General features: G+C 68.6%; 14 protein-coding genes. 6 read left to right on the top strand and 8 right to left on the bottom strand.

Features of this window, described 5'->3' with window-relative positions; translation table 11 throughout:
* Positions 1–35 precede the first annotated feature (35 nt).
* Positions 36–2348 carry an acetamidase/formamidase family protein gene (locus ACFSGX_RS17630; protein ID WP_417774587.1) on the bottom strand — a complete coding sequence of 771 codons (2313 nt, stop codon included), beginning with the start codon at positions 2346–2348 and terminating at the stop codon, positions 36–38.
* Between the two features lie 246 nt (positions 2349–2594).
* On the opposite strand from ACFSGX_RS17630, the gene ACFSGX_RS17625 reads away from it, so the two are divergent.
* Both ACFSGX_RS17625 and ACFSGX_RS17620 read left to right on the top strand, forming a co-directional pair.
* The gene (locus tag ACFSGX_RS17625) at positions 2595–3569 is read left to right on the top strand and encodes a PDR/VanB family oxidoreductase (protein ID WP_380931602.1); all 975 of its coding nucleotides are present in this window, start codon (positions 2595–2597) and stop codon (positions 3567–3569) included.
* Positions 3570–3587: 18 nt separating this feature from the next.
* Entirely contained in the window at positions 3588–4580 is a 993-nt protein-coding gene (locus tag ACFSGX_RS17620) for a bile acid:sodium symporter family protein (protein ID WP_380931601.1), read from the top strand.
* Positions 4581–4635: 55 nt separating this feature from the next.
* Here ACFSGX_RS17620 and ACFSGX_RS17615 read toward each other — a convergent pair whose 3' ends face one another.
* Positions 4636–7074, bottom strand: coding sequence for a TonB-dependent siderophore receptor (locus tag ACFSGX_RS17615; RefSeq protein ID WP_380931600.1), 2439 nt, complete (start codon positions 7072–7074; stop codon positions 4636–4638).
* 213 nt (positions 7075–7287) lie between these two features.
* Entirely contained in the window at positions 7288–9498 is a 2211-nt protein-coding gene (locus tag ACFSGX_RS17610) for a beta-glucosidase family protein (protein WP_380931599.1), read from the bottom strand.
* Positions 9499–9751: 253 nt separating this feature from the next.
* Here ACFSGX_RS17610 and ACFSGX_RS17605 point away from each other — a divergent pair, with 253 nt between their 5' ends.
* Positions 9752–12706: a glycosyl hydrolase 115 family protein gene (locus ACFSGX_RS17605; protein WP_380931598.1), complete on the top strand. Its 2955-nt coding sequence runs from the start codon at positions 9752–9754 to the stop codon at positions 12704–12706.
* 51 nt (positions 12707–12757) lie between these two features.
* Here ACFSGX_RS17605 and ACFSGX_RS17600 read toward each other — a convergent pair whose 3' ends face one another.
* From ACFSGX_RS17600 to ACFSGX_RS17585, 4 genes are all read right to left on the bottom strand, one after another.
* Positions 12758–15400: a glycosyl hydrolase 115 family protein gene (locus ACFSGX_RS17600; RefSeq protein WP_380931597.1), complete on the bottom strand. Its 2643-nt coding sequence runs from the start codon at positions 15398–15400 to the stop codon at positions 12758–12760.
* Between the two features lie 28 nt (positions 15401–15428).
* Positions 15429–16739 (bottom strand): MFS transporter, encoded by a 1311-nt coding sequence (locus ACFSGX_RS17595; RefSeq protein WP_380931596.1) that lies wholly within the window; start codon positions 16737–16739, stop codon positions 15429–15431.
* A gap of 65 nt (positions 16740–16804) precedes the next feature.
* Complete coding sequence (uxuA, locus tag ACFSGX_RS17590) at positions 16805–17980, bottom strand: mannonate dehydratase (RefSeq protein ID WP_380931595.1); 1176 nt, start codon at positions 17978–17980, stop codon at positions 16805–16807.
* 212 nt (positions 17981–18192) lie between these two features.
* Entirely contained in the window at positions 18193–19863 is a 1671-nt protein-coding gene (locus ACFSGX_RS17585) for an MFS transporter (RefSeq protein WP_380931594.1), read from the bottom strand.
* A 262-nt stretch (positions 19864–20125) separates the two neighbouring features.
* Between ACFSGX_RS17585 and ACFSGX_RS17580 the strand changes: the two genes are divergently transcribed.
* A complete protein-coding gene (locus ACFSGX_RS17580) occupies positions 20126–21094 on the top strand; it encodes an immunoglobulin domain-containing family protein (protein WP_380931593.1) in 969 nt (322 codons plus the stop codon).
* A gap of 78 nt (positions 21095–21172) precedes the next feature.
* Positions 21173–22114, top strand: coding sequence for a methyltransferase (locus ACFSGX_RS17575; RefSeq protein WP_380931592.1), 942 nt, complete (start codon positions 21173–21175; stop codon positions 22112–22114).
* Here the strand turns inward: ACFSGX_RS17575 and ACFSGX_RS17570 are convergent.
* Entirely contained in the window at positions 22091–23497 is a 1407-nt protein-coding gene (locus tag ACFSGX_RS17570; protein ID WP_380931591.1) for a dicarboxylate/amino acid:cation symporter, read from the bottom strand. The two genes, ACFSGX_RS17575 and ACFSGX_RS17570, sit on opposite strands and share 24 nt — an antisense overlap.
* Positions 23498–23789: 292 nt before the next feature.
* Here ACFSGX_RS17570 and ACFSGX_RS17565 point away from each other — a divergent pair, with 292 nt between their 5' ends.
* A complete protein-coding gene (locus ACFSGX_RS17565; RefSeq protein WP_380931633.1) occupies positions 23790–25382 on the top strand; it encodes an inorganic phosphate transporter in 1593 nt (530 codons plus the stop codon).
* The last annotated feature ends 279 nt before the right edge of the window (positions 25383–25661 follow it).

Here is a 25661-nt window from a genome sequence, read left to right as displayed (position 1 = left end):
TCTTGTCCGCGCGCGCCCGTCCTCTTGGCCTTCGGTCAGCTGCTGAACAGCGCCTTCCGGATGATGGCGTGGGCCCCCCAGTTGCCGTTGGCGACCTGCGTAATGCCGAAGTCGACGCCGACCGACAGCAGCGAGATCGCCTCGTCCTCGCTCAGCGACCGGGTGGTCATGAGAAAGCGCCGCGCCTTGCGGAACGCATCGCGCATCGCGGCTTCGATCGAGGAGTTCTTGTAGACCTCACTCTGCGCCTTGCTGCCCAGTTCGCGGAGGTAATGCGGTTGCGCGAAGCCCAGGATGACCCATTCGTCGCGCGTTTCGATCAGCGGGTAATCGAGGTCGCGCAGCGTGTTGCGCTGCGTCCCGCGCGGGTGGAGGACGATCTGGATCACCGAGGACATCGCGCATTCGATCGCGGTGCCGCACAGTTCGGAATCACCCTGCGACGCGTGCGGATCGCCGAGCGACAGCAGCCCTTCGGCGACATTGACCGGCAGGAAGATCGACCCGCCGGGACCGAGCCGCCAATTGTCGATATTGCCGCCGAAATCGCCGGGCGGGACGGTGTCGACCAGCCCGTCATAGGCCGGCGCGAGTGCGACGAAGCCGAAATGTGGCCGGACCGGGATCTCGACGCCCTGCAACACCTCGAAATTCTTGATGATGCTGGCCTGGTCGATCGGCACGCCGGGATAGTCGTAACGTTCGTGCAGGACGCCGTCGGGATCGACCTGCGGCGTGTAGCGGTAGTTGTAGAGCGCGTGGGCGCAGCTGCGGTCGCGGCCGGTTTCGACCTCGAAGATCGTGACGACCTCGCGCGGCTTCGGCTCGGTCAGCATGTCGTTGTAATGGAAGCCCCAATAGGCCGCGACGTTGCTGCCGAAGCTGCGGCCGGCATATTTCGCGTTGCCGGACGGGCGCGCCGAGATTTCGAGGAAGCGGACCTCGACGATGTCGCCCGGTTTCGCGCCGGCGATCGCGATCGGCCCGGTCAGGATGTGGACGCCGAAGCCCTCGCCCGCGCCCCGGCCGAGCGTCGAGGCGTCCATCGGCCCGGCCCCGCGGCGGTCGATCGTCTTGTCGCCCGGCGCCCAGTGGTAGATCCGCTCGATCTCGACATCGCCCTCGATCATGCGTTCGTGATCGTCGGCGGCGTGGTGGGTCAGCGTCTCGATCGTGACATAGTCGCCGGACCGGACGCGCAGCACGGGTTTGATATGGCGCGACAGATGCCCCCAGCGGACCGTCTCGACGGTCGCGGGCAGGAAGTGATGGCGGATCTGGCCAATGCCGGGCGTGGCGGGGTCTGCATCCTCCTCGTCGGACGGATCGGGGAGGGGTTCGTCGTCGATCTCGCTCCGGTCGTTACGCTGTTCCGGCACGGGACTGCCGCGCCGCGGGGCCTCGGCGCTGGCTGCGGCGGGCGGCGCCTTGCGGTAATCGCGCGGCGAGATGCCATATTGTTCGCGGAACGCCCGGCTGAACGATGCGGAATCGTTGAAGCCCCATTGGAACAGGATTTCGGAGATCGTCTTCTGCGCGTGCAGCGGGCTGATCAGATCCATCCGGCAGCGTTCGAGCCGGCGCAGCTTGACGTAGTGACCGAAGCTGTCGCCGACCGTCTCGAACAGTTTCTGGAGGTAGCGCATCGAGATGCCGTGCCGGGTCGCGACCTGTTCCAGGTTCAGGTGCGGATCGGACAAGTGCATTTCGATCGACTGGAACACGCGTTCTAGCAGCATGGCGCGCGCCCCGGCCGACCCGCCAAGCGACTTCGACGGCGCGCCCTCCATCAATGCGGTCAGCAGGAAATCGGGCAGGCTGAGTTCGACCGGGCGCAGGCGATCGCCGCTGAGGTCGTTCACCGTATCGCCGACCGCCCGGAGCATACCGGACAGGATGCGGCCGGACCCGGTGTCGCTGGCGATCAGGCTGACGCCGGCAGGCAGGTGGTTGCGGACGCGTTGCGTGAAGTAGGCCGCGGGGATCTGGACCAGCAGGATGCGGTGGTCGCGTGGGAATTCCAGCCGGGCGAGCATGTCGGCATGGCCGAAGACGATGTCGCCCTCGCGCACGCGCAGCACGTCCGGCCCGGCGGTGACGGTCAGGTCGCCTTCGAGCAGTTCGACGAGCCAGAGGTCGTCGGCGCGTTCGACCATGTCGATGGTCAGCGACTGGCGGGTCGAGGACAGCGTGATGAAGTCGAGCCCGTTATCGCTGCGGTAGCTCGCCATTTCGCCGAACGATGCGTCGGTATCCATGGCATCGAGTCGGAGCGATTTCCGGTGCAGCGCAAAACGCCACGCATCCCAGCGTTGTTCACGGGGGTAGGCGTGGGTCGTGATCCGCAATGCGTTTGTCTCCCGACGCTGGCGAGGATGCCGTCCAGAGGCGTCGACCGCGTCATGCGCGATGATCCGGGTTGCGTCCATCGGCACGGCGTCGCCGCCGGGACAGCGCCTACCCCCTGCGGAGTGGGCCGTGCAAGATTCCGTGCCGTCACGAACAAGCCGATCCGCCGGATCCTTGCCTAAGGACGACGATCGGGGACGCGACGCGACGCGACGCGCCGCGGCCGGGCAATATCGGGAGCAACGATGACGGATCCGATCCTGCGCACGATCGTCCACCGGGTCACGCAGATCGGTGCGCCGGGGACGGCGGGGTCGGTGCGGATCCTGGACCTGCGCGCGGCGGACGGGGCGGACCTGCCGGCATTCGAGGCGGGCGCGCATGTCGACCTGAACCTGGCGGACGGGCTGATCCGGCAATATTCGCTGCTGAATGCGCCGGTCGACCGGCACCGCTATGTCGTCGCGATCGCGCTGGAGGGGGCCAGCCGGGGTGGATCGCGCCATCTGCACGAGCAGGTCGCGGAGGGCGACCGGATCGATGTCGGTGCGCCGCGCTGCCATTTTCACCTGGTCGAGGATGCGCCGTACAGCGTGCTGATCGCCGGCGGGATCGGCGTGACGCCGATCTGGTCGATGGCGCAGCGGCTGATCGCGCTGGGGCGTTCGTTCGAGTTTCATTACGGCGCGCGGTCGGCGGCCGCCGCGCCGTTGCTGGCGGAGATCGCCGCCGGGCTTGCAGGCGCCGGGGTCGCGCTCCACACGGTGTTCGCGGACGAGGACGATCGCGGGCTGGACCTGGCCGGGATCATCGCGCGGGCGCCGGCCGATGCGCATTTCTACGCCTGCGGCCCGGGCGGGATGCTCGACGCCTATCTGGCGGCCGGGGCGAGCGTGCCGGAGGGGCGGCTGCATTACGAGCGGTTCGCCGCCACCGGGGAGGTCGCGACCGCGGGCGGGTTCGCGGTCGAACTGGCGCGGACCGGCGGGCGGTACATGGTCGAGCCGGGGCAGACGATCCTCGACGCGCTGAAGCTGGCCGGCATCAACGTGCCGCATTCCTGCGCCGAGGGGATTTGCGGCGCGTGCGAGGCGCGCGTGATCTCGGGCATTCCGGACCACCGCGACGACGTGTTGTCGCCCGCGGAGAAGGCGTCCAACGCATCGATGATGGTGTGCTGCTCGGGCTCGCGATCGGCGACGCTCGTCCTCGACCTCTGACACGAACGGACTGACTCCATGACCCGGCGATTGCGGGCGGCCCTGGCGGCGCTCGACCCCTTCATCCTGTTGATGCTGGGGCTGGTCCTGCTGGCCAGCGTGGCACCAGTGCGCGGGCAGGGGGCGGTGATCGCCGGCTATGTCGCCAACGGGCTGATCGTGCTGCTGTTCTTCCTGCACGGGGCGAAGCTGTCGCGCGCGGCGATCGTGGCGGGGTTCGGCAATGTGCGACTGCATGTCGCGATCCTGACAACGACGTTCGTGGTGTTCCCGCTGATCGGGCTGGGGTTGCAGGCGGCGCTGACCGGCCTGGTCGCGGCGGGGATCCTGAGCGGCGTGCTGTTCCTCTGCCTGTTGCCGTCGACGGTGCAGTCGTCGATCGCGTTCACCGCGATCGCGCGCGGCAACGTGGCGGGGGCGGTGTGCAGCGCGTCGCTGTCGAACCTGCTCGGTGTCGTGCTGACGCCGTTGCTGGTGGCGTTGCTGATGCGGCAGTCGGCGGGGGTGTCGGCGGATTCGGTGATGAAGATCGTCAGCCAGCTGCTGCTGCCGTTCGTGGCGGGGCATCTGTCGCGTCCGTGGACCGGGGGGCTGATCGCGCGGCACAAGCCGCTGGTCGGGCGGATCGACCGGCTGTCCATTCTGGCGGTGGTCTATACCGCGTTCAGCGCGTCGGTGGTCGAGGGGCTGTGGGCGAAGGTGGACCTGGCCGATCTCGCGGTCGTGGTGATGCTCTGCGCGGTGATCCTGGCGTTCATCCTGTGGTTCACGTGGAGCTTGTCGGGCCGGCTGGGTTTCGCGCGCGAGGACCGGGTGGTGATGCTGTTCTGCGGATCGAAGAAGAGCCTGGCGTCGGGCGTGCCGATGGCGTCGGCGCTGTTCCCGCCCGCGGTGCTGGGGCCGGTGATGCTGCCGCTGATGCTGTTCCACCAGATCCAGCTGATCGTCTGCGCGTTCCTGGCGGGTGCGATGAAGGACGGCGGCGAGTTGGCCGAGGCCGAAACGGTCTGAACTTCGATTGCGGGACCCCGCCGGCAAGGGCGGCGGGGTCCCATGATCGATCGCCTCAGAAGCGGTAGGTCGCCTTCACGTGGACGGTGCGGCCCACGCCCGGCAGGACGTTGGCGTTGGCGTCGGTATCGCTGTTCGCCATGAAGTAGAGCTTGTCGAACAGGTTATCGACGTTGACGTCGATCCGCACCGGGCCGACCACGCCGTAGACCCCCGCCTTGACCAGCGCATAGCGCGGCAGGACGATCGACCCGGGCAGAAAGCCGCCGGTCCGCGAATTATACGTCACGCCGCCGGTCAGGCCCCATTTGCCGCGCGCGTCGTAGGTCGCGAACACGCTGCTGCTGAATCGCGGGGTGGTGCGCAGCGTGTAACCGTCGGTCAGGCCGAGATAGTTGGTGTTGCTGAACACATAGCCGCCATAGCCCGACGTGCCGGGGATGCCGGCGAGGTAGGCCGGGACCGTGATGAACGTGCCGGCACCGTCGGTCGGCAATTGCCGGACCTTCTGGTAGGTCGCGGTGCCGGTGACGCCGAACGAGCGGGTGACGAGGTAGCGCAGTTCGGCCTCGATCCCGCGGCTGCGCACCGCGGAGACGGACCGTTCGCCGGTCGGCGGCGTCGCGAGGTAGGAACGCTGCTGCGTATAGGCATCGAGCGAGGCGTAAAGCCGGCCGCCGAGCTGCGACGTCTTGATGCCGATCTCCGCCAGCTTCGACCCGCCGACATAGGCGCCGCTTTCGACCGTCGCCGGATCGATCGACCCGCCCTGCGTCGATTGCAGCGACTTCGCGCGCGCATAGGTGGCGTAGACGGTGGCGATCGGCGCCTTGTAGCTGAGGCTGGCATTGTAGCTGAACGGCGAGGAGCGGTCCTTCTGCGTCACGAACACACCGGCGACCTCGGCACCGGTGTTGGTCGCCTTCACCCGGTAATTGTCGAGCCGCCCGCCGACGGTGAGCGCGACGCGGCCGAGCGTGGCGTCCGCGACGAAGAAAGTCGCGAGATCGGCGATCCGGCTGTGGATGTCCGTCGCCCACGCATAGTCCGCCACGCCGAACGGGTTGTTGAAGCGATCGTCGGGCGTTGGGCCGACCGACAGGTCGCGGCGGTCCTCCGACAGTGCGAAATCGTTCAGATTGGCGAGATCGCGCGACTTGGTGTGGCGGTAGCTCGCGCCGACCACGCTTTGGAGCAGCAGGTCGCCGAGCTGGTCCTTGCGGCTGTAGGTCAGTCGCTGTTCGGTCACGGTCGCGTCGAACCGCGTGGCGAAGCCGTAGCTCTGGTAATTGTCGCTATCCAGCGTGTTGATGAAGCTTTGCAGTTTCAGCACGCTGTCGTCGTCGAAGCTGCGCGCCAGCGATCCGTAGCCGGTGTGGGCCGTCGCCTCGTTGATGTCGACGCCGGGATCGAGGAAGGTCGTGCGCGGCGACAGCTTGACGGTCTTCACCGTCGCGGGATCGAGCGTGGTGAAGTCGTTGGGCGTGACGGTGGCGCCGATCGACGGCGCGTAGAACAGCAGCGCGCTGCCGCCGGTCTGCGCATAATATTGCTCGGTCGTGATCGACGCGGCGCCCGGCGCGACGATCTGTGCGATCGGGCGTCCGGCGGTGTAATTGCCGTTGTCGATCAGGTCCTGCGTGACGCGGTTCCAGCCGATATTCTTCAGGTAACCGGACGAATGGATATATTGGTAGCTGAGGTCGAGCGTCCATTTGTCGCCGATATCGGTCGCAAAGCTCGCCTGGCCGACCTGCGACTTCGGGCTCATGCCGCGGTAGAAGCTGTTGGAGTCCTCGATCTTGCCGTAGAGTGCGAGGCCGCCGCGGTTGTCGCCGATCGTGATCGGGATTGCGAGATCGGCGGTGGCCTCGCGCTGTTTGTAGCTGCCGATCGTCGAGGTCACCACGCCTTCGACGCTGTCGACATATTTGGTCTTGTCGCCGCGCGCGCTCTTGGGCGTGAGGTTCAGGAAACCGCCGACCTGGCCGGACCCGTAGATCGGCGAAGGCGGGCCGCGGACGATTTCGACGTCGGACGCCGCATCGACCGGGGTCGGATAGTTGGCGTAGTTGGCAATACCCTGGAACCCGTTGAAATAATTGTCCGCCACCGTGCCGCGGATCGCGATGCTGCCCGGCACGCCGAAGAAGCTGCCCGTATAGGTGCCGGCGGCGACCGCGGTGAAATCATAGACCGTCTTGATGTTGTAGCGCGACAGCAGCTCCTCGGAGACCGCGGTGATCGAGCGCGGGGTGTCGACCAGCGGTTTGTCGATGCCGAACAGCGTCGAACTGTCTTTCTTCTGCAGCACGCCGGACAGGTCGGGCGCGCCGGTGACGACGATCTCGGTCGTGTCCTCGCCCGCAGGCTGCGCCGCCGGGTCGGCCGGTGCGGGCGATGCGGCCTGGGCCGTCTGTGCCGCCGCCGCCGCCGGTATCGCGGCGAGTGCAACGCCGCCGAGTAACATGCTCCTCAGAAGTCGTGTCGTCATGTCGTGCCCTTTTCCCCAAACGCCATTGATCCGTTCCTGCGGACGAAGACCGGTCGGGCCTCTGACGGGCGCCGTGACGGCGATGCCTGTGTCGGGTCGGCGCATGTGCGCATGCTGCTTCGACCGGTCAGTGCGGGGAGGATATTGCGCGCTGTGGTGCGCAACATCTTGAGGCGGCGCGCCCGATAAATTGCGCAGGGCGGCGCTTCGGACCTACGGACGTAGCGTGCGGGGCTTCAGCCGGAGCTGTTCGGACAGGGTGAGCGCGTCGGCGGCGCTGCCCAGGCCGATCGCATAGGGACCGCAGGCGATCGACCAGCCGGGCCGGGCGGTGTCGTAGCGCGCAAGCAGGCGCGGATCGATGTCGAGCGTGACGCGCGTGCTGGCCCCCGGCGCGAGCGTAACCTTGCGGAAGCCGAGCAGGCGGCGCGTCGGCCCGGCGGGATCGGCGGTGAGATACAGCTGGGGCACGTCGCCGCCCGCGCGGCCGCCGACGTTGGTGACGGTGAACGACACGCGCGGACTGCGGCCGGCCTGGACGCGCAGGTTGGCGTAGCGGAAGCGTGTGTAGCTGAGCCCGTGGCCGAACGCGAACAGCGGGCGTGCGCCGGTCTTCGCGAACCAGCGATAGCCGACGTCCGACCCCTCCGGATATGCCACGTCGAACGGGCGGCCGTCGGGCAGGTCCGCACCGTCCAGGACGGCCGGCCGCGACGTCTGCGCGATCGAACGCGGGAAGGTCATCGGCAGGCGGCCCGCGGGGTTCACGTCGCCGAACAGGACGTCCGCGATCGCTTCGCCGCCCTGCTGCCCCGAATACCACGCCTCGATCACGGCGGGGACGCGGTCGAGCCAGGGCATCGCGACGGGGCCGCCGGTTTGGAGCACGACGATGCTGTTCGGGTTGGCGGTGGCGACGGCCTGGATCATCGCGTCCTGCCCGCGCGGCAGATCGAGGTTCGGGGCGTCGCTGTCCTCGGTCATCCACTGGTTGCCGAACATGATCACGATGTCGGCATGCGCCGCCTTGCGCGCGGCCTCGGCGGCGTTGCGGCCATTGTCGAACAGCACGGTGGCGTTGGGAATGCGCGCCCGGATCGCGGCGAGCGGCGGGGAGGGGTGATATTGCTCCTTCACATATTGCGCGAACTGCGTTTCGCCGCTCATCGCCACGCCGGTCTGATCCGGGCTGGCGACGACGTTGGACGATCCACCGCCCGACAGGACGCCCTTTTCGACATAGTCGCCGATCACCAGCACCGTTCGGGCGGTCTTCGCGAGCGGCAGCATGGCGCGGTCGTTCTTGAGCAGCACGATGCCGCTCGCCGCCACGCCGCGCGCGACCTTGGCGTGGGCGGCATAGTCGATCGGTGCGCCGGGTTTCACGGGCGTGTCGAACACACCGGACGCGATCTGCGCATACAGGATCCGCCGGACCATGTCGGACAGGCGGGCGTGCGATACGGTGCCGGCCGCCACCGCCGCGGCGAGTGGCTCGGCGAACCAGCGCTGCTTGTCGAGTTCCTCGGCGGATTGCTGGTCGAGGCCCTTGTTGGCGAAATCGGTCGCCTTCACCGCACCCCAGTCCGACATCACGAAACCGGGGTAGCGCCAGTCGCGTTTCAGCACGTCGTTGAGCAGATGGTCGTTGCCGCACGCATAGGTGCCGTTGACGAGGTTGTAGCCGCACATGACCGATGCGGGGCGGCCGCGTTCGATCGCGATCTGGAACGCGAGCAGGTCGCTTTCGCGCATCGCCGCCTCGTCGATGACGCTGTTGGAGAAATTGCGGTTCGTCTCGGAATCGTTGAGCGCGAGATGCTTGACCGTGGCGATGACATGCTGGTCCTGCGTGCCGCGGATCGCCGCGCCCGCCATCAGGCCGGTCAGTAGTGGGTCTTCGCCGAAATATTCGAAATTGCGCCCGCCGCGCGGATCGCGGGCCAGGTTCGCGCCGCCGGTGAGCAGGACGTTGAACCCCTTGGCCCGCGCCTCCGCTCCGATCATCGCGCCGCCGGCATAAGCAAGGTCGGGATCGAACGTCGCGGCGATGGCGAGCCCGGAGGGGAGCGCGGTGGCGATGTCGCCCGCGCGCACGTTGGACGGGTTGGCGATGCCGAGCGAGGCGTCGGTCTCGGTCAGCGCAGGGATGCCGAGCCGCGGCACGCCGGGGACATAGCCCGCGCCTGGGATCGCGCCCGGCGGCAGCGCCGCCCCCGCCGGTCGCGTCCAAGGCACGGGCCAGATGCCGTGGACGAGCGACAGCCGCTCCTCGTCGGTCAGCGCCTGTTCGAGCGCCGCGGCGCGGGCCGCGGGCGGGAGTGCGCGGTCGAGCCAGAGCGGCTGGCCCGATGCGGCACCGGCGACGCCGGGGAGAGCTGCTGCGCAAACCAGCAGGATGCACGTGCGCTTGGGCTTCATCATGCGTCTCGATCCCGGTCGTTGCTCGTTCCGGCGGTCTAGGTCCGGATCGCCGGCAAGACTTGTTCGGGAACGACGGGAAAGTTGACTGTGCCGCGGGCGAGCGGTCGAACCAAGGGGCACGGGCGGTGGTCCCCCGTGTGGCGGCCGGCGTACAACGTGCAGGCCCCGTTCGATGCGATGCCGCGGTCCTGATTCCGGTAGGGAAATGCGACCTTCGCGCAGTACAGTCCCGATTAGACGGCCGGGAGGCGACATGACGATTACGCGACGCGACATAATGGGTGGTGCGGTGGCGGCGGGCCTGATGGCATCGCCGCTGGCCGCCGCGGTGCGGTTCGACCGGCGCAAGCCGGGCTTCGCCATCACGCCGGACGGTGGCGGCGTCGTGCCGCTGTTCGTCGATGCGGGCGACATTTCCGGCGTGCGGCGTGCGGCGGCGGATCTGGCCGCCGACATCGGACGGGTGACCGGCACCGCGGCGCGGATCATCGGCGACCGCGCGGCCTTGCCCGACCGGATGATCGTCGTCGGGACGATCGGCCACAGCCCGCTGATCGACCGGATGATCGCGACGGGCAAGCTGGACGTCACGGGCGTGGCGGGGAAGTGGGAGGCGTTCGTCGTGCAGACGATCGCCAATCCGTTGCCCGGCGTGCGCGAGGCGCTGGTGATCGCGGGCAGCGACCGGCGCGGTGCTATCTACGGCGCCTATGATCTGTCGCGGATGATCGGGGTGTCGCCTTGGTATTGGTGGGCGGACGTGCCCGTCGTGCGGCAGGCCTATCTGCGCGTGGCGCATGGCCGCTATGTCCAGGGTTCGCCCGCGGTGAAGTATCGCGGCATCTTCCTGAACGACGAGGCGCCGTGCCTGTCAGGCTGGACCACCGAAAAGTTCGGCGGGATGAACGCGAAGTTCTACGGCCGGCTGTTCGAGCTGCTGCTCCGGCTGCGTGCCAACTATCTCTGGCCGGCGATGTGGAACAACGCGTTCGCCATCGACGACCCCGCCAACGCGCCGATGGCCGAGGATTACGGCATCGTGATGGGCACGTCGCACCACGAACCGATGATGCGCGCGCACAAGGAATGGACCGACAACCGCGCCGAGTATGGCAACGGCGCGTGGAATTACGCCACGAACAAGCCCGCGGTGCGGAAGTTCTTCGGCGAAGGGATCGCGCGCAACCGGGCGAACGAGGTCGTCGTGACGATCGGCATGCGCGGCGACGGCGACGTGGCGCTGGAAAGCACGGGCAGCCTGCAATCCGACGTGAAACTGCTCGAATCGATCATCGCGGACCAGCGTGCGATCATCGCGCAGGGGATGGCGAAACCGGCCGAACAGGTGCCGCAGGTCTGGGTGCTCTTCACCGAGGTCTACAAATATTACGACGCCGGGCTGAAGCTGCCCGACGACGTGACGCTGATGTTCGCGGACGACAATGTCGGCAATCTGCGCCGCCTGCCGACCCCGGCCGAGCGCGGGCGGAAGGGCGGGTTCGGCATCTATTTCCACATGGACATGCATGGTGGGCCGTTCGCCTATCAATGGATCAATTCGAACCCGCTGCCCAAGATCTGGGAGCAGATGAACCTCGCCAACCAGTACGGCGCGAACGAGATGTGGATCGCCAATGTCGGCGACTTGAAGCCGCTCGAACTGCCGATCGAGTTCTTCCTGGCGATGGCGTGGAACCCCGCGGACGTGGGCAAGGACAAGATCGCCGGCTGGACCCGCGACTGGGCGGAACGGCAGTTCGGCGCGGCGCATGCCGACGAGATCGCGTATCTCGCCGCGCGCTACGGCAAGTACAACGCGCTGCGCAAACCCGAGCAGATCCGGCCGGACACGTTCAGCCTGGTGAACTACCGCGAGGCGGAGCGGATGTGCGCGGCGTGGGACGATCTGGTCCGGCGCGCCGATGCGGTGAATGCGGCGTTGCGGCCCGACCAGCGCGATGCCTTCTACCAGCTCGTGCTGTATCCGGTGCGGGCGTGCGCCAATCTGACGTCGATGTACGTCGCCGCGGGCCGCAACGCGCTGTTCGCGGAACAGGCGCGGGCCAGCACGGCCGTCGAGGCGGATGAGGTGCGCCGCCGGTTCCGCTACGACCGCGAACTGAGCGACACGTACAACCACGTCATGGCCGGCGGGAAATGGAACCACATGATGGACCAGACCCATATCGGCTATTTCGACTGGTACCCGCCGGAAGCCGACATCATGCCGCCGTTGAGCGAGGTGGACTCCGCCGACATGACGGGGCTCGGCGTCGCGGTGGACGGCAACAGGCGGTCGTGGCCGGGCTATTACCTGCCGCCCGAACTGCCGACGCTGGACAGCATCACGCGGATGCCGACCTATTTCGAGGTCTTTCCGCGTGGGGCGGACGTGCCGCTGGCCGTGACGGTCACGGCGGACAAGCCGTGGGTCATCATCCGCGAGAGCAAGGCGTCCGGCGTGTCGCCGCGCGACCGGCGCTACTGGATCGACATCGACTGGGCGAAGGCGCCGGTCGGTCGGTCGGAGGCGTCCGTGACGGTCAAGGGCGCGCAGACGGTACGCGTGAAGGTGACCGCGATCCGCGCGACGGCAGCGCAGGAACGCGATGCGCGCGGGGCGTATGGCGGGCTGACGGGGCCGTTCGCGGTGCCGGTGACGGGATTTGCGCGCACGGTGCCGGTGGGTGGCGTGCGGTGGGAGGCGATCCCGGATTTCGGACGGGTGGGGGCGGCGATGTCGATTTTTCCGGTCGATGGGGCGTCGCATGCCGATCCGAAGAGCGCGCCGCGGCTGGAATATCCGATCTATCTGGCCGAGGCGGGGACGTATCACGTCGATCTGGTGACCGGGCCGACGTTGCAGGTCCTGCCGGGTCGCAACCTGAGCGTCGCGATGTGGCTGGACGACGGGCCGGCGGAAATCGCCACGGTTTTCACGCCGGCGGACGCGGCGTCGCAGGATTTCCTGGGCGACAAGCATGCCGCGAACACGAAGGACAATGGCCGCACGATGCGGTTCACGATCCGGGCGGACCGGCCGGGTCGGCACCGGCTGACCATCGGCATGATCGACCCGACCATGGTGATCCAGACGATCGCGGTGTCGCGCGACGCGCCGGTGGCGTCCTATTTCGGGCCGCCCGCCATCGTGGCGCGCGCCGGACCCAACGCGTCGGATGGGCCGTGGCAGGTGGTGCGACCCTGACCTAGTCCCGCGGCGCTTGCGGCAGCGGTTTCCCGCCGCCGCAGGTCCGGATCAGGCCCGTTTCGGTGGCGGCCCCAGATAGGAGGGCGGGACGGGCACGGTGCTGAGCACGAGTTTCTGCAGGACCATGTTGTCGTCCAGCCGCCAGACCTTCACCGTGTGACGCCTGGCCGTAATCTGACCGAGGTTGGCTGACAGCCGCACCGCGTTGTCGCAGACCGACGTCGCCCAGCGCTTCTTGCCCGGCGTGTCGGTGCTGCCGCCGGTCACTTCCAGCGCGGCCACCAGCGGTTGCACCGGACCGCCGTCGATCGAGACGCCGATCCGCCCGCCGGCATGGCCGATCGTGTCGAGCGTGGGGGCCAGGGTGAGGGTGAGCGTCGCGGGACCCGCCTTCCGGACCGTCATGTCATATTCCAGGCAGACGCCGTCGGTCATGGCAGTCGCCGGGCGGCCCTGCGGCAGCGCGACGACAGCACCCGCGGTGCGGCCGAGATTGGGGAGCGTGGCCCAGCGCAGGCCCTTGCCGTCGCGGGCACGGCTGAACGCGGGGGCCTCCACCGCGACGATGCCGTCGTCGGTGGGGCGGGGTGCCACGAACCTGGGCTGGCGGCTGCGTTCGGAGACGGGCGTGTCGCCGGCGATCCGGACGATGCTCGGCATGGTCTGCGCGGTCGGGTCGTTCCAGATGACGTAGCTCATATGGACCTGCGCCATCATGCCGTCCCACTTACCGCCGTTCAGCGCGTGGTAGCTGCGGGTCAGCGCCGCATCGCGCGCGAACGTGGCCTCCACCCGGTCCGCGAAATAGTTGGCGCGCGGATCGTTCGTGCCGGCGAGCAGCCGGTTCCAGGCCGTGGCGTAATACATGCGGTAGAGGTTGCCGACCGCGGAGATCGGGAACTCCACCAGCTGGTAGTAGGCGTCGTGCTGGTCGGGGCGAAGCCGCGCGCGGACCGACGCGACGCGGGCGTCGAGCGCGTCCCATTCGGCGATCATCGTGCCGAATTCACCGCCGTCGAGCCCGGCGGGCGTGACGCCGCCTAGCGGGAAGCTGGTCTCGTCGATCAGCTCCGGCTTCCGCCGCGCGACGTAGCGGCTGTAGGCGGTGACCATCTCGCCGATCGCGCCGGCCTGTTCCGCGCCGAACGTCGCGGCGGCCCAGCCCCGCGGGTAGGCGGCGAGCGCGGCGGGCGTCATCGCTTCCGGGTTCCACGCCTGCGCCAGGAAGAAGCCGAGCGGATATTCCATCGGCTTGATATCGCCGACATTGGCGATCCAGATCGCGCGCGCGCCGCGTTGATAGGCCAGGTCCATCTGCTGCCAGGTCTTCTCGATCTGGTTGGTGTTGAGCCACTTGTAGTTGCGCGGCCCGCCGACATAATCGAAGTGATAGTAGATGCCGTAGCCGCCGGCGCGCGGGGCGGCGGCGGGATCAGGCAGGCGGCGGATCTGCCCCCAATTATCGTCGGAAAACAGCAGGGTGACGTCGTCCGGCACCTTCATGCCGTGGTCGTAATAATCCTGCACTTCCTTGTAGAGCGCCCAGACCTGCGGCGTGGCGGCGGCGGGCTTGCCCGTGACGTCGGCGATGATCCTGCGCTGGTCGGTCACGACGCGTTCGAGCAGGCCGGTCGCGGTCCCCTCCGCCATGGCCTCGTCCCCGTCGCCGCGCATGCCCACGGTGACGACGGATTCGTAACGGCGGCCGCCGCCCTTGGCCATCATCCGTTCCATCCCGCCACGCCAGAACTTGCGCAGATTGTCGCCGTTCTTCTCATAATCCCACGCGCCGCCGGTGACGCCGCCGTCCGTGTGGCGATGCCATTCGGCCTGCGCGCGCAGCATCGGTTCATGATGCGAATTGCCCATCACGACGCCCATCGCATCGGCCAGCACCATGCTCTTCGGATCGTCGTCGGCGAACGCCTTGCCCCACATGGCGGGCCACAGATAGTTGCCCTTCATCCGCAGCAGCAGTTCGAAGACATGCGCGTACATGCCGGAATTGACGCCGCCGAACGCCTTTTTCGCCCAGCCGCTGAGGCACGGATCCTCGTCGTTGATGAAGAAGCCGCGATAGCGCACCTTGGGCTGGTCGCGCCGCGATCCGGCCGGGATCAGGACGTCGCGCTGCCTCGGCACGGGCACGTCGGCGAACCAGTGCCACGGCGAGACGCCGATCCGTTCGGACACGTCGTAGGTGCCGAACACCGCGCCGCGGCGGTCCGACCCGACGATCACCAACGCGCGCGCCACGCCCGGCATCGGATCGTCGACCACGATCTGGCGGAATGCCTCCCACTCGCCGCGGAGATCCGTGGCGGCGATCTTGCCCGCGCCGGCCAGCCGGTCGATCGTGGCGCTCTGCCCCAGCACGCCGATGATGACGACCGGGCCGCGCAGGTCGCCCGCCGCGCCGTCGATCATGCGCGCGGGCTTGCCGCTGACCCGTTCGAGGTCCTTGGCGAAATTGGTCGCGACATGGCGCACCGCGCTGTCGGCGGTGGCGTCGATCAGCACGGTGGCAGGTATGCCGTCGGCGATCAGCGGGAAGGCGGTCCGGCGGTCGGGCGCGGCAGTGCGCTTCGGCGCGGCGACGGCGATCGCGGGCAGGGCGGCGATCGCGGTGCCCCAGCCGGCGCCGTTCATCAGGGTACGACGCGAGATCGCGTCCTTCAGGTCGGCGGACATGCGGTGGTCTCCGGGATGAGTGGGCATTCTATTCGGCTCGATCCGCGGCGGCGGGCACGACGGGGGTGTCGAGCCGCGGGACGAGCAGGTGGATGATGACGAGCGCGACGCCGTAGGCGCTGCCGGCCCAGAGGAAGATCGGGACGTAGCTGCCGACCGTCTCCAGCACCTGACCGACATAGCGCGACATGATCATGCCGCCGACCGCCCCGGCCGCGCTGCCGATGCCCATGACGGACGCGACCGAGCTTTTCGGGAAGGTGTCCGACACCATCGTGTAGAGATTGGTCGACCAACCCTGGTGCGCGGCGGCGGCGAGCCCGATGATCGCGACCGCGGCGGTCAGGCTCGACACGCTGCTGGCGAAGATGATCGGCGTGACGAGGACGGCGGACGCGAGCAGCGCGAGTTTGCGGCCGGCATTCACGCTGTAGCCGCGCTTGATCAGTGCGGAGGACAGCCAGCCGCCGCCGATGCTGCCGACGTCGGCGAGCAGATAGACCGAGATCAGCGGCGGGCCGAAGCTCTTCAGGTCGAGGCCGTGCCGCTTGGCGAAGAAATCGGGCAGCCAGAATAGGAACAGGTACCAGACCGGGTCGGTCAGGAACTTGCCCACGATGAACGCCCAGGTCCCGCGATATCGGAACAGCGCGGTCCACCGGATCGGCGCGGCGCCGGCGTCATTGTCCTGGTCCGCGCGGATATAGGCGAGTTCCTCCGCGGTGACGTGCGGATGCCGTTCGGGCGCGCGGTAGAGCAGCAGCCAGGCGACCAGCCAGACGAAGCCGAGCAGGCCGGTGCCGATGAAGGCCGCCTGCCAGCCATAGTTGATCGCGAGGATCGGCACGATGATCGGCGTGGCGATCGCGCCGACATTGGCCCCGGCGTTCAGGATGCCGGCGGCCAGCGCGCGTTCCTTCTTCGGAAACCATTCGGCCACCGACTTGATCGCGGCGGGGAAATTGCCGGCCTCGCCCAGGCCCAGCGCGAACCGGGCGGTGGCGAACCCGGTGGGGCTGCGCGCCAGCGCGTGCGCGACGGCGGCGACGCTCCACAACGTGATCGCGGCGGCATAGCCGAGCTTCGATCCAATCCGGTCGATGATCGGCCCGCTGGCGAGCAGGCCGATCCCGTAGGCCGCCTGGAACCAGAACACGATCATGCTGTAGTCGACCTCGGTCCAGCCGAGTTCGGTCTGCAGCAGCGGCTTCAGGATGCCGATGACCTGACGGTCGATATAGTTGATCGCGGTAGCGAAGAAGAGCAGCGCGCAGATCACCCAGCGAACGTTGCCACGCGGGCGCGCCGATGCGGGTGACGGACCTGTCGCCTCTGCCATGCCGTTCACCTCTCCGTCTCCCGCGGTTTGCCCGCTTGTCGTCCGTCGCAATCCCGGTGGTCTCGTCAGGGATCGTCGCGCCGGATCTCCGCCTGCGCGGCCATATGCGCGATTCCGCGTTCCAGCCCGCGCAGTTCGGCCAGACCGCGCATGCGACCGAGCAGCGAGTAGCCGGGCAGGGTCCGCTTCGTCAGGTCGTCGAGCATCTGGTGGCCGTGGTCCGGGCGCATCGGGATCGAGCGGCCCGTGCGGACCTGCACCGCATGGATCGCGGCGACCAGCGCGACCATGTCGGCGTCGCCCTCAAGATGCGCCGCCTCGTGGAACGCGCCGCCGGGTTCGCGCTGGACCGAACGGAGGTGGAGGAAGCCGATCCGGTCGCCCAGCCGGTCGATCATGCCGGGAAGATCGTTGTCCGGCCGCGCGCCGAACGATCCGGCGCAGAAGCACAGGCCGTTCGAGGGGTTCGGCACGCGGCGGAACAGGGTCGCCACGTCGGCCTCCGTGCTGACCACGCGGGGCAGGCCGAAGAGCGGGAAGGGCGGATCGTCCGGGTGGACGACGAGTTGCATCCCGAGCGCGTCCGCGACGGGGCAGACCGCTTGCAGGAACGCGACATGGGTATCGCGCAGCGTGTCGGCATCGATCGCGTCATAGGCCGACAGTGCGGCGCGGAAGCGATCCGCCGTAAAGCCTTCCTCGCTGCCCGGCAGGCCGGCGATGATCGTCCGTTCGAGCCGGGCGCGTTCCGCCTCGTCCATCGCGGCGAACCGGTGGGCGGCACGATCGCGCAGATCGTCCGGATAGTCGCGTTCGGCACCCGGCCGGCGCAGCATGTGGAGGTCGTAGACCGCCGCGGCCTCCAGTTCGAACCGGAGCGCCAGCGCTCCGTCGGGCATTGGCCAGGCCAGGTCGGTCCGGGTCCAGTCGATGACCGGCATGAAGTTGTAGGTGACGGTGCGGATCCCGCAGGCGGCCAGATTCGTCAGGCTCTGGCAATAGGCGGCGATGCAGTCCTCCGCACCGGGGCCGCGCGTCTTGATCGCCTCGGGGACGGGCAGGCTTTCGACGACCGCCCAGCGGAGCCCGGCTTCCTCGAGCATCGTCTTGCGCGCCAGGATGGCGGCGTGCGGCCAGACATCGCCGTTGGGAATCTCGTGAAGTGCGGTCACGATGCCGACGGCGCCTGCCTGTCGGATGTCGCGCAGGGTGACCGGATCGGACGGACCGAACCAACGCATCGTCTCCGTCATCGCCACGCGTCGCTCACCTTCCGTTGTCGTCAACACGGCCTCACCCGGTATGCCCGCAAACCCTAACAGCGCACGAATTGATAAACCACGTTTAAAGGGTGGTAAGGCCGATTACCCGCGGAAAGCGGGCAGTGGTCGGCCGTTCGGGCTATCGACGTGTCAGTTGGTCAGACCATATTAGGCCGCCGGCTACCTCGGGATCACGCCTGGCGGGACGGATCGGTGAGCGGCTGGGCGAGCGCGGCGGTGACGTCGGCGTCGTCGAGGACCGCGTCGAGGTCGCGGGCCAGCATCCGGTGGACCCGCGGCCGCTCGTTGCCGGCATTCAGCGCACGCAGGCGTTCGCCGATGTCGGCATCGGCCCGTGTCGCACGCTCGTTGTGCCGGACGGTCTCGGTCCAGGTCGCCGTATCGTAGCGTTCGACCCAAACCGCCGGCTGCTCCAGATCGCGCAGCAGTAGCCAGTGGCGCGCGCCGTCGCGCCGCCGGACGCGTCGCCGCTCGACCATGAGGTGGAGGAACTCGGCGAGCTTGTCGTCGTCGATGCGGTACTCGATGGTGGTGACCACCGGTCCGCTCCGGCCTTCGATCGGCACCGCCAGCGTGGGCGCCTTCCACCGGCCGAGCGGTTCGAGGTCCGCCTTCCCCGCCATCGGGAGGGGCAGGACGAGGCCCATGACGAGGCAGCCGATCGAGACCCCCGCCGAACAAAGCAAAGCCGTCTCGAGGCTCGCCTGTTCGGTCACGCTGCCCCAGAGCCAGCTGCCCAGCGCCATGCCGCCGAATGCGGACATCTGGTACAGCGCGAGCGTGCGGCCGACGACCCAGCGCGGCGACGCCATCTGGACGGTGACGTTGAAGGTCGAAAGCGCGAGCACCCAGCCGGCGCCGCCGACGAACAGCGCGGCCATGGTCAGGATGACGGAGTGGCTGAAGGCGGTGGCGATCGAGGCCGCGGCCAGCGCGATCAGGGCGAACCGCACGAACCCCTCGGTCGACAATGTCCTGCGCAGGCCGCTGGAGAAATAGGCGCCGACGACCGCGCCGATCCCGAACGCGCCGAGCAGCAGGCCGAAGATCAGCGGGCCGCCCGCGACCAGATCGCGCGCGACGAGCGGCATGAGCGCGGGGATGGCGCTTGCACCCAGTCCGAAGACCAGGCTGCGCACCAGGACGGTGAGGATGGACGGCGACAGCGCGACGTAGCGCAGCCCCGCACCCATCGCGCGGCCCAGCGTTTCGCGCTGTAACTGCTCGCGACGGGCGGGCGACCGCCAGCGGGTGAGTACGAACAGCAGGCCGAGATAGCTGACCGTGTTGACCGCGAACGCGGCGGCCGCACCGAATGCCGCGACGACCAGCCCGCCGACCGCCGGCCCGGTGCTGCGCGCGACGTTGAACCCCATGCTGTTGAGCGCCACCGCCGCGGGCAGATCGTCGCGCGGGACCATGTCGCCGACCGATGCCTGCCACGCCGGGCCATTGAGCGCGGCGCCCGTCCCGATCAGGAAGGTGAACGCCAGCAGCAGCCAGGGGGTCAGCACGCCGAACCAGGCCGCGAGGGAGAGCAGCAGCGACACGACCAGCATGAACAGCTGGGCGATCAGCATCAGCCGGCGGCGGTCGAACGTGTCGGCCAGCGCGCCGGCGAGCAGCGAGAACAGCATGATGGGCAGGGTGGTGGATGTCTGGACGAGGCTGATCAACGTCGCGGACGCACCCAGCGACACCATCAGCCACGACGCGCCGACCGACTGGATCAGCCCGCCGAACCGCGACAGCAGGTTGGCGAGCCACACGTCGCGGAAGATGGGATAGCGGAACGGCTTCAGCGGCGAGGGAGGGGCGGGCGCGTCGTCGATGTCCGTCATTCCCCAACCCCCATCGATGTTGCTCCCGTCTCGTTCTAGCGGCGCGTGATCCGTTTCGCGCGTTGAACGTTCAGATGCGCGGCCGGTGCCCGATGTCCGGGCTTGGTTTTCGGGCGGGCGCGCTGCCCGTCCGGTCGGGCGCTGCGTCACCCGTTCGGGCCGCGGCGTGGCTCGGGCAGGCTATCGTGCGGCGACGAGGTCGCCTACCGGTCCGGTTCTACCATGCAGCGCCGTTGCGCGAGCGATCGACGAGATTTGAAACATGCGGACACTGTCTAAAGCGATCGGCGGCGGCGCCGCGGTCATCCTGGCGCTCGCGCTCGGCGGGTGTGGCAAGGTCGAGCCGAAGCAAGCGCCCGATGCTGTCAAGCCGCGGGCAGAGGCGAAGCGCCACCGGGCCGCCTGCGCGTCGTCGACCGCCTATGACCGGCTGAAGGGCATCGTGTTCGACCGGGCCGTCAGCCAGCGTCAGGGCGATCGGACCAACCTCGATATCCTGGCCGACTATTCGATCGTGCGGATCGAGGATCCGGTCGTGAACGGGTGGGACCCGGCGCTCGACCGGACGCAATGTTCGGGCCGGTTCATCCTACAGGTCCCGGCGGGTGCCGAGCGGGCGTTCGGGGGCGAGCGCAGCCTGACAGCGGATATCGACTATACCGCCCAGGCGGCGGCCGACGGCAGCGGCTATGTCTACCGGCTGACCGGGGCGGAGCCGATCATCGGCAGGTTGGCCGCGTTCAACCTGTCGACCGGCGCGTACCGGCCGTCGCCGGCGATCGATCCGGGGCAGCAGGACGCGAGCGTTTCCGACGATGCAGCGCCGGTGCCGGTTGCCGAGCGCTTGGCCGAGCCAACCGACGAACGGGCAACGGACGCCCGTAGCACAGAGCCGCGGTCGGTCGTGCCGGCGGGTGACGCGGGGGAGGCGACGGTTCGGCGGTTCTACGCGGCGCTGGGCGAAGGGAATGGCCGTGCGGCATCGGCGCAGGTCGTGCCCGAGAAGCGGGCGAGCGGGGCGTTTGCACCCGATGCGATGGCGCGGTTCTACGGACGATTGGCCGAGCCGATCCGTCTGACGCGGGTCGTGCCGCTGGACGCGGGTCGCTATCGGGTCAGCTACCGTTATTCGGCCGGCCGGTCGCGTTGCGAGGGCAGCGCGGTCATCCGCCTTGCCGACCGCGACGGCCGCGCGTTCATTCGATCGATCGACGCGCTCAACGGTTGCTGATCCTGCCGTCGTCCGGTTTGGGCGAGGACGGGTCGGGCAAGCGGTTGCGTCGCCGGGCAGGGGGCCTAAGTGATGCGGATGCAACATTTTTCAGAAGCCGACCAAGCCCTTCTCGACCTGTCGCGACAACTGGTCGCCGACGGCTATCGTCACGTCACGCCGACGCCGGAGACGCACGGCCGGGTGCTGGCCCGGTCGCCGGACCGCCGGGCGGGGTCGCTGACCGACGTCTTCGGTTGGAGCGTGCCGTTCGAGAGCGGGGCGATCCCGCGTGCGATCGAGGAGGCGCTGCGCGAGGTCGGGATGCTCGACGAGACGGGTGCCGCGTTGCGCAGCATGGTTCGGCTGTCGACCGTGCGCGATGTCGCCTTCTGGCACTCGGCCTATCCGACCGCGGGCACCGACGCGGTGTTCCTGGGGCCGGACAGCTACCGCTTCGCCAACCTGATCGCCGATGAGCTGGAGCGCCAGCCGCTGCCGGCGGGGGGGCGCATCGTCGATATCGGCGTCGGCGCAGGCGTCGGGGCGGTCACGGCGGCGGCGTTGTGCCCCGGCGCGACGGTCGTGGCGACCGACATCAATGGCCACGCGCTGCGCCTGGCCCGCATCAATGCAGCGGCGGCGGGGTTCGCGATCGAGACGATCGAGACCAGCGGCCTGGACGATGTGCCCGCGCCGTTCGATCTCGCGCTGCTCAACCCGCCCTATCTGATGGACGACGACAGCCGCGCCTACCGCGACGGCGGCGGAATGCACGGCGCGCAATTGCCGTTCGACCTGACGCTCGCCGCGCTCGGCAAGCTGTCCGGGACCGGGCGGGCCATTCTTTACACGGGGAGCGCGATCCTGGACGGGCAGGATCCGCTGAAAGCGCGTCTGGTGCAGGCCGCGGGCGACCATGGTTGCACGCTGCGTTACCGCGAGATCGACCCGGACGTGTTCGGCGAGGAACTGGACCGGCCGCAATATGCCGAGGTGGAGCGGATCGCGCTGGTGTCAGCCGTCTTCACGCGCACCTGATCGACCGGCCAGCCGCACGACCGCGAGATCGGCGGTCACGTTGCCGAACGTGCGGAAGATGTCGGGCAGCGATTCGACCGCGAGCAGGACCGGGAGCAACGTGATCGGCACGCCCATCGCGACGCACACCGGCGCGATCGTGGCGAAGAACGACACCTGCGCCGGCAGCCCGACCGCCGCGAGGCTGACCGCCGCGGCAGTGACGACGCCGACCGCGAGCGTTGCGCTGGTCAGCGGCACGCCGTGGAGGTGCGCCAGATAGACCGCGACCGCCATGTTCGCCGCCGCGCTGGCCGCGCGGAAGATCGAGACGGCGAGCGGAAAGATGACGCCGGCCGCATCGCGATCCGACCCGAGCGCCGGGGCCGCGGCGATCATTGCGGGCAGCGACGCCAGCGAGGATTGCGTGCTGACCGCCACGACCTGGGCCGGCAACGCCGCGCGCAGGAAAGCGACGGGCGACATGCGCCCCGCCACGACCGCCGCAACCATCGCGAGCAGCGCGGCGGACAGGCACGCCGCCGCGACGATCAGCACATAATGGAGCAAGGTGCCCGCCGCGCCGAGCCCGAGCTGCGCACCGACCGCCAGCGCGAGCGCGAAGACCCCGAGCGGGGCCAGCCACAGCACCCAGTCGACGATCACCAGCATCGTTTCGACGATCCCGCGGAATGCGGTGACGAGGGCGGCGCGCAGCGGTGCCGCGATCCGCGCCATCGCGAACCCGAACAGCATGGCGAAGACGACGAGCGGGACCATCGCCGTGTCGGCCGCGGCCTTGATCGGGTTGGTCGGGATCAACCCGCCCACCCAGTCGGTCGGGCCGTCAGCCGGGGCGGGCGCGGCGGCGGCAGTCGGCCCGGTGAGCAGTGCGGCGGACTCGGCCGGCGGCCAGACGGCGAGCAGCGCGGACGACAGCAGTGCGCTGACCCCGGCCGCGGCGATCAGCAGGACCGCGAACCACAGGAGCGCGCGCCGCGCGACGCCGCCCGCCGATGCGCTTTCCGCGGCGCTGGCGATGCCGGTCACCAGCAGCCCGAACACCAGCGGCACGACCGTCATGGTCAGCCCGTTGAGCCACAGCCGCCCGATCGGAGTTGCGACCGCCAGGACGTTCGCCAACAAAGCGGGCTGCCGGTCGGCCAGGAAGGTGCCGAGCAGGATGCCGCCGACCAGCGCCACGAAGATCCGCGCGGTGCGATTGATGCGGAACGGGCGACGGCCGTCCGTCGACGACGCGTGCGACTCGGTCATGAGCAGGGCGCGCCCGGGCGCATCACGGTCCTCATGCACAAACGGATCAGCGGCATCGGTCGTCTCCAGCAGGCCGCCGGCGGTGGAGATGGTTTCCGCCGACGCCCGCGCGATTGCAGGCGATACCAAGTTCCTGCGCCGCAAATAGCCGTTTCAGCTAGATATAGGTTAGGATCGGGCGCAAGATTGCGCCAATCGAGACCGTGTGTTGCCGATCGGGCGATGAGCCTTGGCGAGCCGGTTCACCCCGCCGACCGGGGCGTTGTAACAAATCTGACGCGGTTGGCATCGAAGGCGAGTTTGATAGGTCCGACGTCGGGCCGGCGCATGGCGGACATGCGCGAGGCAGGAGTGACCGATGACAGCAGCAGCAGCACCGTCCGTGATCGACCGGGTCGGCGAGGCACCGCCGCGGGTCGCGATGGACCACAAGGTCCATCCGGCGGCGACGATCGGCTTCCTCGTCGCGCTGCTCGCCGGGCTGGTCTATGCGGGCGTCAGCGTCTTCCTCGATACGCAGCGCGTGGGCGAGCCGCTGGCGATCGGGGCGTTCCTGTTCCTGGGCCTCGCGCTGCTGATCGCGCTGGGGTTCGAGTTCGTGAACGGGTTTCACGATACCGCCAATGCGGTCGCGACCGTGATCTATACCCATTCGCTGAAACCCGTCTTCGCGGTGGTTTGGTCGGGCGTCTGGAACTTCATCGGCGTCATCGTGTCGACGGGTGCGGTGGCGTACAGCATCATCACGCTGTTGCCGGTCGACCTGATCCTGAACGTCGGCAGCGCGGGCGGCTATGCGATGATCTTCGCGTTGCTGATCGCCGCGGTGGTGTGGAACCTGGGCACCTGGTTCATGGGGCTACCCAATTCGTCGAGCCATGCGCTGATCGGCTCCGTCCTGGGCGTCGGCGTGGCGAACCAGTGGCTGGGCAGCGGGGCGGCCGCGACCGCGGGCGTGGAATGGAGCCAGGCCGAAAGCGTGCTGCTGGCGCTGCTGATCAGCCCGGTCATCGGCTTCGTCGCCGCGATGCTGCTGCTCTGGGCGATGAAGCGCGTGCTGCCCGATCCGAAACTGTACGAGGAGCCAAAGGGCGAGCAGCCGCCGCCCCTGCACATCCGCGCGCTGTTGATCTTCACCTGCACCGCGGTGTCCTTCGCGCATGGCAGCAACGACGGGCAGAAGGGCATGGGGCTGATCATGCTGATCCTGATCGGCGTCGCGCCGACCGCCTATGCGCTGAACCGCACGATGCCCGACAGTTCGACGCCCGCGTTCATCCAGGCCGCGTCCGATGCGCAGACGGTGTTCCGCAGCAAGGCGGCCGGCGTGACGATGGATCCGCCGGAGGCACGCACCACGTTGCAGCGCGCGTTGCGGACGCATCAGCCCGACACGCCGCAGGTCTATGCCGCGCTGGACAATATTTCGGGGCAGATCGTCGGGGACCTGCGCAGCTACGGATCGCTCCGCCGCGTGCCGGCCGCCGAAACCAAGAATGTGCGCAACGAAATGTACCTCGCCTACGACACGCTGCGGCTGTTGAACGAGGACAAGGAGGCAGCGGTTACGCGGTTCCCGAACGGCGGGGACAAGGTGCTGACCGCGTATCAGCACCTGCTGGAACAGGGGACGCGCTACATCCCGACCTGGGTCAAGATCGCGGTGGCGCTGGCGCTCGGGCTGGGCACGATGATCGGGTGGAAGCGCATCGTCGTCACGGTCGGCGAGAAGATCGGCAAGGCGCATCTGACCTACGGCATGGGGGCCGCGGCCGAGCTGGTGGCGGCGAGCACGATCCTGCTGGCGCAGGTGAAGGGCATGCCGGTGTCGACGACGCACATCCTGTCGAGCGGCGTGGCGGGCACGATGGTTGCGAACGGCTCCGGGCTGCAGAAGAGCACCGTGCGCAACATCGCGCTTGCGTGGATCATGACGCTGCCGGCGGCGATGCTGCTGGCCGGGCTGCTCTACGCGCTGTTCCTGACGATCGTCCGGGCGACCGGTAACGGCTGATCGTCGAGCCGCGCACGGCTGTGCGCGGCGGTGTCTCCGTGTCCGCGACGTACCCGGTGGCGCGCTCTATTTGGATATAGTATAATCCAGCTCGGATCGGCGTCGCGGCATGATCTGCCGTTCTTGCGATAATATGCCGACTGCGACCCGGCGGGTCGCGGACGGTTGCCTGCATGGCTTACGTAATAGTCCTCTGCTGGACCGCGCCACAATACAGGCCCGCTTAGCCCGACATGCACCGATCACATGCCGGCAAATGGCACGAAAGCACCACGGGAA

The organism is Sphingomonas arantia, from assembly GCF_042682045.1.
Taxonomy (GTDB): Bacteria; Pseudomonadota; Alphaproteobacteria; order Sphingomonadales; family Sphingomonadaceae; genus Sphingomonas_R; species Sphingomonas_R arantia.
This window is presented reverse-complemented; position numbering and strand designations above follow the sequence as displayed.

Excerpts from the sequence above, each read along its gene's own strand:
- ACFSGX_RS17625 (WP_380931602.1), top strand. The coding sequence starts at position 2,595 with ATGACGGATCCGATCCTGCGCACGATCGTCCACCGGGTCACGCAGATC.
- ACFSGX_RS17620 (WP_380931601.1), top strand. The coding sequence starts at position 3,588 with ATGACCCGGCGATTGCGGGCGGCCCTGGCGGCGCTCGACCCCTTCATC.
- ACFSGX_RS17615 (WP_380931600.1), bottom strand. The coding sequence starts at position 7,074 with ATGACGACACGACTTCTGAGGAGCATGTTACTCGGCGGCGTTGCACTC.
- ACFSGX_RS17610 (WP_380931599.1), bottom strand. The coding sequence starts at position 9,498 with ATGATGAAGCCCAAGCGCACGTGCATCCTGCTGGTTTGCGCAGCAGCT.
- ACFSGX_RS17605 (WP_380931598.1), top strand. The coding sequence starts at position 9,752 with ATGACGATTACGCGACGCGACATAATGGGTGGTGCGGTGGCGGCGGGC.
- ACFSGX_RS17600 (WP_380931597.1), bottom strand. The coding sequence starts at position 15,400 with ATGTCCGCCGACCTGAAGGACGCGATCTCGCGTCGTACCCTGATGAAC.
- ACFSGX_RS17595 (WP_380931596.1), bottom strand. The coding sequence starts at position 16,739 with ATGGCAGAGGCGACAGGTCCGTCACCCGCATCGGCGCGCCCGCGTGGC.
- uxuA (WP_380931595.1), bottom strand. The coding sequence starts at position 17,980 with ATGCGTTGGTTCGGTCCGTCCGATCCGGTCACCCTGCGCGACATCCGA.
- ACFSGX_RS17585 (WP_380931594.1), bottom strand. The coding sequence starts at position 19,863 with ATGACGGACATCGACGACGCGCCCGCCCCTCCCTCGCCGCTGAAGCCG.
- ACFSGX_RS17580 (WP_380931593.1), top strand. The coding sequence starts at position 20,126 with ATGCGGACACTGTCTAAAGCGATCGGCGGCGGCGCCGCGGTCATCCTG.
- ACFSGX_RS17575 (WP_380931592.1), top strand. The coding sequence starts at position 21,173 with ATGCAACATTTTTCAGAAGCCGACCAAGCCCTTCTCGACCTGTCGCGA.
- ACFSGX_RS17565 (WP_380931633.1), top strand. The coding sequence starts at position 23,790 with ATGGACCACAAGGTCCATCCGGCGGCGACGATCGGCTTCCTCGTCGCG.